The sequence below is a fragment of the Breoghania sp. L-A4 genome, from assembly GCF_003432385.1.
Lineage (GTDB): Bacteria > Pseudomonadota > Alphaproteobacteria > Rhizobiales > Stappiaceae > Breoghania.
On sequence record NZ_CP031841.1, the window covers coordinates 3,818,807 to 3,831,304 of the forward strand.

The 12,498-nt window shown below is 65.0% G+C and carries 12 protein-coding genes and 1 pseudogene; 7 read left to right on the plus strand and 6 right to left on the minus strand.

Annotated elements, in window-relative coordinates; translation table 11 throughout:
* The first annotated feature begins 2 nt into the window (after positions 1–2).
* Positions 3–2,098 (plus strand): annotated as a pseudogene (locus D1F64_RS17470) (hypothetical protein).
* 6 nt (positions 2,099–2,104) lie between these two features.
* Here the strand turns inward: D1F64_RS17470 and D1F64_RS17475 are convergent.
* Complete coding sequence (locus D1F64_RS17475; protein ID WP_117413455.1) at positions 2,105–2,401, minus strand: GNAT family N-acetyltransferase; 297 nt, start codon at positions 2,399–2,401, stop codon at positions 2,105–2,107.
* Positions 2,402–2,403: 2 nt separating this feature from the next.
* Entirely contained in the window at positions 2,404–2,979 is a 576-nt protein-coding gene (locus D1F64_RS17480; protein ID WP_248304497.1) for an N-acetyltransferase, read from the minus strand.
* Between the two features lie 368 nt (positions 2,980–3,347).
* Between D1F64_RS17480 and D1F64_RS17485 the strand changes: the two genes are divergently transcribed.
* Complete coding sequence (locus tag D1F64_RS17485) at positions 3,348–4,322, plus strand: glutathione S-transferase family protein (RefSeq protein WP_117413456.1); 975 nt, start codon at positions 3,348–3,350, stop codon at positions 4,320–4,322.
* Positions 4,323–4,356: 34 nt separating this feature from the next.
* On the opposite strand, the gene D1F64_RS17490 is transcribed toward D1F64_RS17485, so the two are convergent.
* The gene (locus D1F64_RS17490) at positions 4,357–4,848 is read right to left on the minus strand and encodes an NUDIX domain-containing protein (RefSeq protein WP_117413457.1); all 492 of its coding nucleotides are present in this window, start codon (positions 4,846–4,848) and stop codon (positions 4,357–4,359) included.
* A gap of 426 nt (positions 4,849–5,274) precedes the next feature.
* Between D1F64_RS17490 and D1F64_RS17495 the strand changes: the two genes are divergently transcribed.
* Positions 5,275–6,243: a metallophosphoesterase gene (locus D1F64_RS17495; RefSeq protein WP_117413458.1), complete on the plus strand. Its 969-nt coding sequence runs from the start codon at positions 5,275–5,277 to the stop codon at positions 6,241–6,243.
* On the opposite strand, the gene D1F64_RS17500 is transcribed toward D1F64_RS17495, so the two are convergent.
* Positions 6,225–6,785: a hypothetical protein gene (locus D1F64_RS17500; protein ID WP_346432264.1), complete on the minus strand. Its 561-nt coding sequence runs from the start codon at positions 6,783–6,785 to the stop codon at positions 6,225–6,227. The two genes, D1F64_RS17495 and D1F64_RS17500, sit on opposite strands and share 19 nt — an antisense overlap.
* Positions 6,786–7,050: 265 nt before the next feature.
* Here D1F64_RS17500 and D1F64_RS17505 point away from each other — a divergent pair, with 265 nt between their 5' ends.
* From D1F64_RS17505 to D1F64_RS17520, 4 genes are all read left to right on the plus strand, one after another.
* Entirely contained in the window at positions 7,051–7,527 is a 477-nt protein-coding gene (locus D1F64_RS17505) for a YbaK/EbsC family protein (protein ID WP_117413460.1), read from the plus strand.
* Positions 7,528–7,622: 95 nt separating this feature from the next.
* Positions 7,623–8,726, plus strand: a complete 1,104-nt coding sequence (mtnA, locus tag D1F64_RS17510) for an S-methyl-5-thioribose-1-phosphate isomerase (protein WP_117413461.1) — start codon at positions 7,623–7,625, stop codon at positions 8,724–8,726.
* 193 nt (positions 8,727–8,919) lie between these two features.
* Positions 8,920–9,216 carry a hypothetical protein gene (locus tag D1F64_RS17515; RefSeq protein ID WP_162901624.1) on the plus strand — a complete coding sequence of 99 codons (297 nt, stop codon included), beginning with the start codon at positions 8,920–8,922 and terminating at the stop codon, positions 9,214–9,216.
* A 185-nt stretch (positions 9,217–9,401) separates the two neighbouring features.
* Positions 9,402–9,671, plus strand: coding sequence for a hypothetical protein (locus tag D1F64_RS17520; protein WP_117413463.1), 270 nt, complete (start codon positions 9,402–9,404; stop codon positions 9,669–9,671).
* Between the two features lie 77 nt (positions 9,672–9,748).
* Here D1F64_RS17520 and D1F64_RS17525 read toward each other — a convergent pair whose 3' ends face one another.
* Positions 9,749–10,378 (minus strand): GNAT family N-acetyltransferase, encoded by a 630-nt coding sequence (locus tag D1F64_RS17525; protein WP_117413464.1) that lies wholly within the window; start codon positions 10,376–10,378, stop codon positions 9,749–9,751.
* Between the two features lies 1 nt (position 10,379).
* Positions 10,380–12,452 carry a flagellar biosynthesis protein FlhA gene (flhA, locus tag D1F64_RS17530; protein ID WP_248304791.1) on the minus strand — a complete coding sequence of 691 codons (2,073 nt, stop codon included), beginning with the start codon at positions 12,450–12,452 and terminating at the stop codon, positions 10,380–10,382.
* Positions 12,453–12,498 lie beyond the last annotated feature (46 nt).

The window sequence follows — 12,498 nt, forward strand, 5'->3', positions numbered from 1 at the left end:
GGATGATCTGGAGCGTCGACTTCGCCCCCCTCGTGCCATCGTGGCTGATCATCGGCCTCGCCGTGCTGGCCGCCGTGCTCGTCGCCATCGGCCTGTGGCGCCGGCAACGCGGAATGGTGATCCGCGCCGCGGCCTTTGCGGCGATGATCCTGGCACTGCTCAACCCGGCCATCGAGCGGGAGGACCGCGAAGCGCTCTCCAGTGTGGTGGCTCTCGTGGTCGACAAGAGCCAGAGCCAGGACCTCGCCGGGCGCAAGGAGACGACCGCCGCGGTGCAGGAAGCGCTGCAGGAGAAACTCAAGCAACTTGGCGATATCGAGGTTCGGGTCATCGACGCCGGCCGCAACCGCGACGGCGTGCATGAGGACGGCACCGCTCTTTTCGACGCCCTGCAGCAAGGACTATCGGATGTGCCGCCCGACCGTGTCGCGGGCGCAATCATGATCACCGACGGCCAGGTGCACGATATCCCCGACAATGCCGCCGCGCTTGGGTTTGACGCACCGCTGCACGCGCTGATCACCGGCCGGCCGGACGAGCGCGACCGCCGCATCGTCATCCACCGCGCGCCGCGTTTCGGCCTCGTCGACACGGAACAGCAGATGCAGCTTCGCGTCATGCAGGCCGGGCCCGACATCCCGCAATCGCGCGTGCGGCTGCTGATCCGCCACGACGGTGAACTGATCGGCGAGCAACGCGTCACGCCTGGCGAGACGATCTCCCTGCCGCTGCCCATCACCCACGGCGGACCCAACATTTATGAGGTCGAGGCGGAAGCGCTGGATGATGAACTGACGCTGGTCAACAACCGCGCGGTGGTCACCATCGACGGCATCCGCGAAAACTTGCGCGTGCTGCTGGTCTCCGGCGAACCGCACGCAGGCGAGCGTACGTGGCGCAATCTGCTCAAGTCCGACGCCGCCGTCGATCTGGTGCATTTCACCATTCTGCGGCCGCCGGAAAAACAGGACGGCACGCCGATCAATCAGCTGTCGCTGATCGCCTTTCCGACACGCGAATTGTTTTCCGTGAAAATCGATGATTTCGACCTGATCATCTTCGACCGCTACAAGCGGCGCGGCGTGCTGCCGATCCTGTATTTCGACAACATCGCGCGCTACGTGCGCGACGGCGGCGCCGTGCTGCTCGCCGCCGGCCCGGACTACGCCGACAGCGGCAGCCTGTACCGCACGCCGCTGTCCGCGGTCCTGCCGGCCGAACCCTCGGGCGAGATCATCGAAACGCCCTATCACGCATCCATCTCCGAACAGGGGCAGCGCCACCCTGTGACCCGCGCTCTGCCCGGCGCCGAGAGCGACCCTCCCGCCTGGAGCCGCTGGTTCCGCCTGGTCGACACGGTGTCGACTGAGGGCGACGTCGTCATGCGCGGAGCCGAGAACAAGCCGCTTCTGGTGCTCGACCGCCGCGGCGAGGGCCGCGTGGCGCTGCTGCTGTCCGATCATGCCTGGCTGTGGGCGCGCGGCTATGAAGGCGGCGGCCCGCACGTGCAGTTGCTGCGCAGACTGGCCCATTGGCTGATGAAGGAGCCGGACCTGGAGGAAGAGGCCCTGCGGCTTTCGGTGCGCGGGACGCAACTGACCATTGAGCGTCAGACCCTGGGCGAGGACGTGGAGCCGGTGACACTCACGCTGCCGTCCGGCGAGACCGAGACGATGGTGCTGACCGAGGCCGAACCGGGCCTGTGGCGCGCCACAAAGGTAACCACGGATCTGGGGCTCTACTCGGTCACCGATGGCGAGCGGACGGCGCTTGCCCATGTGGGCCCGCCCAATCCGCGAGAATTCGTCGACGTCCGCTCCAGCGCCGAGACACTCGGCCCCTCGCCGAGGCCTCGCGCGGCAGCGTCCGCCGGCTGACGCCGCGAGCCACGGCGGCCGCGGACACGGCGCCCGAGATCCCCCGCGTCGTGGCGCTCAGGCGCGCCTCGAGCTTCGCGGGCTCGGGATGGGTCGGACTGAAGATGACCGAGGCCAGCGTGCTCAAGGGGATCGACCGCATCCCCCTGTTCGTCGGGTTCCTCGGTCTTGCGATCCTGCTCGGCGCGCTGACCATGACCTGGTACCGCGAGGGCCGCTAAGACCGCCTATCCCTGCAGCACGTCAGCCCATTCGGGATGCTTGCGGAACTGCGCGGCCGCGAACGGGCACAGCGGCAGGATGCGTTTGCCCGCGGCGCGCGCGTCCTCCACCGCACGCGCGACCATCATCACGCCGATCCCCTGTCCGCGATAGGCGTCGGGCACGTCGGTGTGGTCGATGATGAGAAGCGCGGCTCCGGCGCGGCTGAAGGTCATCTCGGCTTCCGGCCCGCCGGGCGCACGGTAGAAGTAGCGTCCCTTGGATTCATTGTCCTCGAACGCGATCTCGATTCCGGCTGTCATCGTCACTCTCCCGCAAGACCGCGTCCACGCACCGCCCCGTGAACACCTTGCGCGGCGCCCCCGACAAGCTCCGCGACGAGCACCCGCGCCGGATCGACCGGCCCGGGAAAGAAAATGCTTCCCATTGGCGCGACGCGAAAGCCGAAGGGCGCATAGTACGGCGCATCGCCGACCAGCAGTACCAGCGTCTCGCCCTTGTCGCGCGCGGCATCCAGCGCCATGCGCAGCAGCATCCGGCCGATGCCCTTGTTCTTGTGCGCGGGCTGAACCGCCAGCGGTCCCAGGAGCTGGGCGTCGCAGGTGCCGATGCGCACCGGCGTCAGGCGCACGGACGCAATCACCTCGTCGTCCTTCAGCGCGACGAAGCTCAGATCGGCGTCATGCGCGATCCCCTCACGCACGCGAAAGGCGGAACGGGCGAAACGCCCGGGTCCGAACGCGTCAGCTTGAATGGTGCAAATGGCGGCATCATCAGCCGGAGACTCGCTCCGGAATTGGCAGGGAAGGTTCGACATATCGGTGCGTGATCCAAAAAAGCGGGCAGACTGCGTGGCGGACGGGCGCCGCCGGTCGCCCATGCTGGGATCACTCGGCAGCGCGCACCGCGGACACGCGGGCGTATGCGTGGAAGCTGATTCCACGTCGCTCGCTTCGTCGTCGCCGGTCGAAGACCAACATGCGCTTGCCTCTCGTCCGTGGGTTCCTGTCCCACGGCTGCCGATTGCCGAAGGGTTGCCGATAGCATACGCCCGCATGGGCGTCCAGCGGATCCGCGCCGCGCGCGGCGGTGGCAGGGGGACGGTGCCTCTCGCGAGGTCGGCGCCAGATGGGGGGCCGCCCCGTTCGCCTGGGGTCAACACAGTGTTCACGCCGCTTGATCCGCGTCCGGACATGGTTACCTATCGTGCAGATAATCAAGCGAAAACGAAAAAGGATGCGCAGGCACATGGGCCTTTTGGTGGACGGCGAATGGCAGGACAAGTGGTACGACACGAAATCGACGGGCGGCAAATTCGTCCGCCAGGAATCGCGTTTTCGCAACTGGGTCACGGCCGATGGTTCGAAAGGGCCGACTGGCGAGGGCGGCTTTGAGGCCGAGGCGGGGCGCTACCACCTTTATGTGGCGCTTGCCTGCCCGTGGGCACATCGCACGCTGATCTTCCGCAAGCTCAAGAAGCTGGAGAGCGCCGTTTCGGTGAGCATCGTCGAGCCGCTGATGCTGGAAGACGGCTGGATCTTTTCCGAAGCCGACCCGGTCAATGGCGCCACAAAACTCTGGCAGGTCTACACGGCGGCGGATCCGGACTATTCCGGCCGCGTCACGGTGCCGGTGCTGTGGGACAAGAAGCGCAAGACCATCGTCAGCAATGAGAGCGCCGATATCATCCGCATGTTCAACGCGGCGTTCAACGGTCTGGACGCCGTCGACGCGACCCTGGATTTCTATCCCGAGAGGCAGCGGCAGGCGATCGACGCCATCAACGAGACCGTCTACGGCAAGATCAACAACGGCGTCTACAAGACCGGCTTCGCAACGACGCAGGACGCCTACGAAAGCGCGTTCACAAACCTGTTCAACGCGCTCGACGATATCGACTCTCGGCTTGGCGGTCAGCGCTACCTTGTGGACAACCATCTGACGGAAGCCGATTGGCGGCTGTTCACGACGCTGGTGCGGTTCGATGCCGTCTACGTCGGCCACTTCAAGTGCAATCTCCGGCGCATCCAGGATTATCCGAACCTGTCGAATTATCTGCGCGAGCTCTATCAGGTACCCGGTGTCGCCGAGACGGTGAACATGGAGCACATCAAGCGGCACTACTACGGCAGCCACGCAACCATCAATCCGACCGGCATCGTGCCGCTTGGGCCGGAGCTGGATTTTCTCGCCCCGCACGACCGGGCGAAGCTGGCGGCCTGACGGATCGCCCGCCAGAGCAAGGCGAGCCCGCCCGCTACCAGATCTCGTTGCGCGGCGCATCGTCGAGGACCTCGGCGATGCGCCGGCGCGTCGCCGCGGTGGTTGTTTCGGGCAAGGCCGTGGTGTCGAAGAATCCGACCTCCACGATTTCCAGGCCAGGCATTTTCGGCGGCCCCGGCTGGTTCCAGTCGCGGACAATGTAAAGCGCGACATGGTTGCGCCTCGAATGACCGGCGTTCAGATACACTCCGAAGAGCTCAAGCGGCCCGTTCGCATGGATGTTTCCTTCCTCGCGCAACTCCCGCACCGCGGCCTGGGCCAAGGTCTCGCCCGCGTCGACGCCGCCGCCGGGCAGATACCAGCCGGGCACGTAACTGTGACGAACGAGAAAGATCCGGCCCTGTTCGTCAAACACCATGGTGCGCACGCCAAGGGTCATCGGCCGCGTCATGAGGCTGACGAGCGCGATTGCCTTCTTTGTCAGCGGCTTGAAGATTGTTCGAAGCGATTCCAGCATTGACCCCACCCGGCACCTTGGCGGGAAACCGGCTCCCGCAGCCCGGTTTTCAGTGCCGCATTTCAATCGTGTCTAATTGATGAACATTTTTCACTTTCGTCATGCAGCAGCCGCATGGCGGCCTTGCACAACTGTCTGTTTCAAAATTTCCCCAAGGGCATAAATAAGCGGCAGACACTGCGCAATTATTAGTCACCTTGCCGGCGCGGCATCCTGCCCAGCACCCGGCCATTCACGTTCAGGACCTCTGACATGTTCGCCCGTCTCTTTACCCGCCGCCGCGCCCGCCGCTTCCATTGGGCCCCCGCCATCAACACCGCAAATCCGCATCTGGCTGCCGCCTTGTCCACAATGCCGGTGACCTGAACACGATCGCGGATCTAATCGCGCGCCTGCACTTGACGCAACTGCGCATCGGGAGATGATGCGCGCATCATGTACACCCTCGCTCATCTATCAGATCCGCATCTCGGCCCCTTGCCCGATCCGACCGTCCGGGAACTGGTGTCCAAGCGCGTACTCGGTTACATCAACTGGCAAAGCAACCGCGCCGCAAGCTTCACCAGCGAGCATCTCGACGGAATCGTCGCCGATCTGACGGCCCGCGCGCCTGATCACATCGCCATCACCGGCGATCTGGTGAACATTGCCATCGAGGCGGAACTCGATCCCGCCCGGCGCTGGCTCGACGGACTGGGAGATCCCAGGGACATTTCCCTCGTCCTGGGCAATCACGACGCCTATGTGCCTGGCGCGCTGCGCAAGGCGTGCGACGCCTGGGCGCCTTATCTCACCGGCGACCACGCCCTCCACCCGGGCCCCTTCCCCTACCTGCGGCAGCGCGACGACATCGCGATCATCGGCGTCTCCAGCGCCGTGGCGACCGGCCCCTTCATGGCCACCGGTCATGTCGGCTCCGGCCAGGCCAAGCGGCTGACGGACATGCTGGCCCGCGCCGGGCGCGACAACGCGTTCCGGGTGGTGATGATCCATCACCCGCCAATCCGCGGCGCGACCCACTGGCACAAACGGCTGATCGGCGCCTCGCGCGTTCGCGCGGCCATTCGCGAGGCCGGCGCCGAGCTCGTCCTGCACGGCCATACCCACGTCGACAGTCTCAACTGGATTCCCGGACCCGATGGACCCGTGCCCGTGGTTGGCGTTCCCTCGGCATCACACGCCCCCGGAACCTTTCATCCCGGTGCGCGCTACAACCTGTTCACGATCGAACGCGCGAGCGGTTCGGCCGGAACTCACGGAAAATGGCGATGCCACATGCTCGAACGCGGCTTCACCGCGCCCGGGCAGGGAATTTCAGATATTCGGGAAAAGACGCTGAGCCCGGAAGGTCCAACCAAGGAGCACGCGCCTCGGCATTCGCTTGCTCAGCCGAGCGGGTTGTAGAACCACGCGTAGGCGATCAGGCCGCCGATACCAAGCGCAAGACCGACGAAGAACGTACCGATGGCGGTCCAGTAGGTGCCCGCGGGGAGTGGCTTGCGCGCCCTGGCCTCTTCCGCCTTCCTGCGCTCTTCCGCCTCGGCCATCGCCTTTTCGGCATCCTGGCCGAGCCGCTTCAGCAGCCAATCGGCTTCAAGCGCCCGCTCGCGTTCGATAATGCGTTCGGCGATGTATTCCGTGATGCAGTCGGCGATCGGACCCGCCTCGTCGGTCTCGAGGATCACCGTGCGGCCGAGCCGGGTGTCCTTGATGAACCGATAGGTCCGCCGGTCGCGCCCCATGACCACATGACTGGTGAGGTCGATCCAGAGACGCGGCGGATTGCCCGGCACGACCTGCAAGGCAAACTGCTCATCGTCCTCGGGAAGTTCCTTGAGGACATCGGACAGTTCCTCGAGCAGAATCTCGAGCCGCGCTTTTTCGGTTTCCTGAAGCTCGACGATCACATCCGTACGCTCCGCCGACGCCACGCGAACCTTTCGCATGGCCTCTCGCAAAGAACGCACCCTGGAATGCGGCACAACGTTGTCGATATTCTCGCTCATCGTCGAGATCCCCCGAACCGGGCACACGACCGTTCGCGCCTGGCGCAGCACCCTTTCAGGCGGTGAGGCGCGAGAATCGGATCGCGGCACGTTAACGAATTCTTAAGTACCACATTGAGGCTCGAAATTCAGCCCATCGCCCTCTTGAACCGGCGATGTTCACCGGTAATCTTCCGTTCATGGTAAACGCGACTGTGGAGACCTGATGACCGATCTACCGCCCAGCGCCCGGCGCGTCAGCGACGCGGCGGCGGCTTCCGGCCTCGCCATTGCGATCATCGAGATGCCGGGCTCCACGCGCACCGCGCAGGAGGCCGCCGACGCCTGCGGCTGCCAGGTCGGCCAGATCGTCAAGTCCCTGGTGTTTCAGGGAGCCCGGAGCGGCAAGCCGATCCTGCTGCTGGTTTCGGGCGGCAACCGGGTCAACGAGAAGGCGGCGGCGGCACACATCGGCGAAGCGCTGCGCAGGCCGGACGCCGACTATGTGCGCGAGACGACCGGGTTCGCCATCGGCGGCGTGCCGCCTTTCGCCCATGCCTCGGCGATGGACGTCTACATGGACCGCGATCTCTTCGCGCATGCCGAAATCTGGGCCGCCGCCGGCACCCCGCGCTGCGTGTTCGCCACGAATCCGCAGGCCCTGTGCGACACGGTCGGCGCCGTGGTGATCGACGTCACCTGAGGCTCCTGGGGAGAACCGCACGCCACGCGCCGCAAACCGCGTTCTTTCGCATACGATCCAGACCAACACCTCACCCCGCAACCGGAGCAGCAGCCATGAAGATCGACGGAACGCACATGCGCACCATCTGGACCAATGGGGACGGCTGGTCGGTGGAGGTCATCGACCAGACCCGGTTGCCGCATGTCTTCGCCACGGTGACGCTGCGCACCATGGCCGACGCCGCACACGCGATCAGCGCCATGCTGGTGCGCGGCGCGCCGCTGATCGGCGCCACGGCCGCCTATGGCATGTGCCTGCAACTGCGCGAGGACGACAGCGACGAGGCCATAGACGCCGCCTATGAGACCTTGCACGCGACGCGGCCCACCGCGATCAACCTGAAGTGGGCGCTCGACGAGATGCGGGCGGCCTTGCGCAACGTGCCGCGCGGCGAACGCGCCGCACGCGCCTACGAGCGCGCCGCCGAGATCTGCGATGAGGACGTGGAGATCTGCGCCGCCATCGGCCGCAACGGACTGGCGATCATCCGCGACATCGCCGCGCGCAAGGCGCCGGGAGAGCCGGTCAACGTGCTCACGCACTGCAATGCCGGCTGGCTTGCGACCGTCGACTGGGGCACGGCGACCGCGCCGATCTACATGGCCCACGACGAGGGAATCAAGATGCATGTGTGGGTCGACGAGACGCGGCCGCGCAACCAGGGCGCCGCGCTGACCGCATTCGAGCTTGGCCATCACGGCGTCCCTCACACCGTGATCCCGGACAACTCCGGCGGACACCTGATGCAGCACGGCGAGGTCGACATGGTCATCGTCGGCACAGACCGCACGACGGCCACCGGCGATGTGTGCAACAAGATCGGCACCTATCTGAAGGCCCTGGCCGCCAAGGACAACGACGTGCCGTTCTACGTCGCTCTGCCCTCTCCCACCATCGACTTCGCGATCAGCGACGGACTTCGCGAGATCCCCATCGAAGAGCGGCCCGGCGCCGAGGTCTCGCGCATGACCGGACTGACCCGCGACGGGCGCATCGAGACGGTGACGATCGTCGCCGATGGCTCGCCCGTGGCCAACCATGCCTTCGACGTGACGCCCGCGCGCCTCGTGACCGGACTGATTACCGAGGCGGGGGTGCTTGAGGCGAACCGCGAAGCGATCGCCGCGGCCTTTCCAGAACGCAGCGGCGGCGTCTGAACAATCGCCCTTCAGGCGCTGAAACGCGTCAAAAATTAACAGAACTTTAGCAGATCGCGGTGATTCTCAGCGATAGGTGTGCGCCATTTGTGCGCATTGCGCCGTCTGCTGAATACCTTTTTCGACATGTTTCGACACCGCTCACTTGCGCCGCTTCAGCGGCGCCGGCACGACGGGTCGTGGAGGAGCAATCGTGACCAGTGTTTCCGGCAATACCAAACGGTATGCCTTGACGAGCTACCGCAAGTTCAGCTTCAAGGACAACAACGCAGCTTGGAAGGCGCGCCGACAGGCGTCCAACGAGCGCTTCTACTCCGCGCAGTACACGGCAGCCAATATCTACAACGTCGGCAACCTCAAGGCGGCTGGTCAGGTGCAACTGACCATGCAGCAGATGACCGCGCGCTTTCAGCAGGAGCTGAGCGCGAAAGCCGAGGAGCGTGCATCGAAGCTCGACGAACTGTATGGGGGCCTCGACAAGACCGTCTGAGGTCGCGACAGACAGTGCCGCACCATCACTGGCGAGCACGGACGCGTTCGCGCGCTGTAATGCGGCACGCGGCGGGACGGCAGTCGTTTACAATTGATTAAACCTTTGCGGCGACGATGAAGGCGCGCAGTCAAGGCCGATGGCATTCGAGCGATCCGCTAAGCACGCCCTCAGGAGCCGGACCCGTGGTAGGCATCAAAGCCAACCAGAAATTTTCGTTCGTCGAGAACAACGCCAAATGGCGCGAAAAGCGCCAAGCCGCGAACGAACAGTACCGGGCGAACCAGGCGAACCTGACAAACATCTTCACGGTGAACAGCAATGCGGCCGCGACCGCGATCGAGCTGACATACCAGCGGGTCACAGAGCGCTTCCAGGCGGAACTGAGCGCCAAGGCCGACGAGCGCGAGAAGAAGCTCGACACGTTGTCCTCGTCCCTCGACATCAGCGTCTGAAAATCACGGAAATCCAAGCGCCAACATGCCCGCGGCGCTTGCGCGCCGGATCGTCCGCCCATTCCACAAACGGTTCGTCAAAGCACGGGAACCTGGGGCGCTGCGTCTCGCGGCAGCAGACCGGCCAGACGCGGATCATCCGACACCTCGATCGCCCGCTTGTAGGGCGTGAAACCGCACGCCTGATAGAAACCCAAGGCGCCTGGCGCATCGAGCGTGCAGGTATGCACCCAGAACCGGCGCGTCCGGGGACGGGCCCAAACCTCATCCAACGCCTGCTCCATCATCCAGCGCCCCGCGCCCGAACCGATCGCCTCCGGGACGAGACCGAAATAGCCCAGTTCGACGTTCTCGGGATCGCGGAAGTCCAGTTCCACCATGCCGGCCTCCCGCCCGCGGCGGATCAGTGAGTAAATCTCGACCGCGGGATCGGCGAGAATAGCCTTCAGGTCCGCCTCGCTCATCGCCAGCCGCTCGGACCACAGCCAATCGGCTCCGATACGGCGAAACAACCCGCGATACCAATCGGATTCCGCCGCATCCACACGATGCAGGGAAAGACCTGTCGCGTCGCGCGGGTTCGGTTCCGGCCGCGCCCGCATTTCCAGATACGTGACCACGGACGCGGTCTTGCCCGCGGGCACCGGCGTATAGCCGTCGAGATTGAGCGTGACGCAGGACGATCCCGCACGTGTCTCGCACGGCATATCAGACAGAACCGATGGTTTTCAGCCGGGTGCGCGGATGGACTTCGCTCTGGCTCATCACCGTGGTGTGGGCCCGGAACCGCTCCACGATGGAGCGTACGAAGGGACGCGCGCCCGCGGAGGTCAGCAGCACCGGCGCCTCGCCGGAGAGCGCCGCCTTTTCAAAGCCGTCGCGTACCAGGCCAACGAACTCCTGCAGCTTGCTGGGCGCCATCGCCAGATGACGATCATCGCCCTCCCCGACGATGGATTCGGCGAACGCCTGCTCCCACTGCGGCGACAGGCTGAGCAGCGGCAGATAGCCGCCCGGCGCCAGATTGGCGGCGCAGATCTGCCGGGCGAGCCGCGCGCGCACGTGTTCGGCGATGACCTGCGGATTGCGCGAGAACGACGAGGCTTCCGCGATGCCTTCCAGGATGGTTCCCAGATCGCGGACGGAGACGCGTTCGGCCAACAGCATCTGAAGCACGCGCTGGATGCTGGAGAAGCTGATTTGCCCGGGGACGATGTCCTCCACCAGTTTCGACTGTTCCTTGGGAAGCTCCGCGAACAGTTTCTGCACATCGGCGTAGGAGAGAAGCTCGGACACGTTGGCGCGCAGGATCTCGGTCAGATGCGTCGACATGACCGTTGCCGGATCGACCACGGTGTACCCCTTGAGGCTTGCATCCTCGCGCAGGCTCGCCTCCACCCAGGTCGCGGGAAGCCCGAAGGTCGGCTCCACCGTGTGCGTCCCCGGCAATTGCACCTGGCCGCCCTGCGGGTCCATGACCATGAACTGGTTGGGATAGATCTGGCCCCTTCCGGCCTCCACTTCCTTGACCTTGATCAGATAGTCGTTGGCCTGAAGCTGAACGTTGTCGAGGATGCGGACGGCCGGCATCAGCACGCCGAGATCGGTGGCGAGCTGGCGGCGCAGCGCCTTGATCTGCTCGGTCAACTGATCGCCTCCGGCCTGATCGGAGTTGATCAGCGGCAGCAACGCGTAACCGAGTTCGATGCGCAGATCGTCCATCTTCAACGCGTCGGTGATCGGCGGTTCCTGCGGCGGCGGCGGTTTGATCGCCTCCGCGTGGCTGACGGCCGCCTGCACGACCACAGCCTTCTGCGTGAGATTGGAGCGGTAGGCGATCCATCCCGCAAGGCCCGCCATCCCGAGGAACGGGATCATCGGCATGCCCGGCAGCAGCGACATTACGCCCATCACGAAGGCCGACATGCCCATGGCTTTGGGATAGCCGGAGAGCTGCTTCATCAGCGCCTTGTCGGCGGCGCCCTTGACGCCGGCCTTGGAAACCAGAAGGCCCGCGGCCGTGGAGACGATCAGCGCCGGGATCTGGGAGACCAGACCGTCGCCAATGGTCAGCAGCGTGTAGGTTCTGCTGGCGTCCGCGAACGACAAATCCTGCTGCGCGACACCGATGATGATGCCCGCGACGATGTTGATGAAGGTGATGAGAAGCCCGGCGATGGCGTCACCGCGCACGAACTTCGATGCACCGTCCATGGCGCCGAAGAACGAGGACTCGTCCTCGAGAACCTGACGGCGGGTGCGCGCCTCGGCCTCCTCGATCAGACCCGCGGAGAGATCGGCGTCGATCGCCATCTGCTTGCCGGGCATCGCATCAAGCGTGAATCGCGCGGCCACCTCGGCGATACGGCCGGAACCCTTGGTGATGACCACGAAATTCACAATCACCAGAATCGCGAAGACGATCAGGCCGATGATGAAGTTGCCGCCCATGACGAAGTTGCCAAAGGCCTCGATGACATGGCCGGCCGCGCCCGTTCCCTCATGCCCATAGGCGAGGATCAGACGGGTCGAGGCGAGGTTCAGCGCCAGCCGCAGCATGGTGGCGATCAGCAAGACGGTGGGAAAGACCGAGAATTCCAGCGGCGTCTGAATGAACAGCGAGGTCATCAGGATCAAGATCGAGAGGATGATCGAGATCGCGAGGAACAGATCGAGCATGAACGCCGGCATCGGCATGATCAGCACGACCAGGATCGTCATGACCCCCATCGCCAGGCCAATGTCGCCGCGGCGCAGGAAATGGAACAGATCCGTCAGCATCACCTTGCCTGCCCCGTCACCGGGGGTCACGGGAGCAGCGGGTGTC

Excerpts from the sequence above, each read along its gene's own strand:
- D1F64_RS17475 (WP_117413455.1), bottom strand. The coding sequence starts at position 2,401 with ATGACAGCCGGAATCGAGATCGCGTTCGAGGACAATGAATCCAAGGGA.
- D1F64_RS17480 (WP_248304497.1), bottom strand. The coding sequence starts at position 2,979 with ATGGGCGACCGGCGGCGCCCGTCCGCCACGCAGTCTGCCCGCTTTTTT.
- D1F64_RS17485 (WP_117413456.1), top strand. The coding sequence starts at position 3,348 with ATGGGCCTTTTGGTGGACGGCGAATGGCAGGACAAGTGGTACGACACG.
- D1F64_RS17495 (WP_117413458.1), top strand. The coding sequence starts at position 5,275 with ATGTACACCCTCGCTCATCTATCAGATCCGCATCTCGGCCCCTTGCCC.
- D1F64_RS17500 (WP_346432264.1), bottom strand. The coding sequence starts at position 6,785 with ATGCGAAAGGTTCGCGTGGCGTCGGCGGAGCGTACGGATGTGATCGTC.
- D1F64_RS17505 (WP_117413460.1), top strand. The coding sequence starts at position 7,051 with ATGACCGATCTACCGCCCAGCGCCCGGCGCGTCAGCGACGCGGCGGCG.
- mtnA (WP_117413461.1), top strand. The coding sequence starts at position 7,623 with ATGAAGATCGACGGAACGCACATGCGCACCATCTGGACCAATGGGGAC.
- D1F64_RS17525 (WP_117413464.1), bottom strand. The coding sequence starts at position 10,378 with ATGCCGTGCGAGACACGTGCGGGATCGTCCTGCGTCACGCTCAATCTC.
- flhA (WP_248304791.1), bottom strand. The coding sequence starts at position 12,452 with ATGCTGACGGATCTGTTCCATTTCCTGCGCCGCGGCGACATTGGCCTG.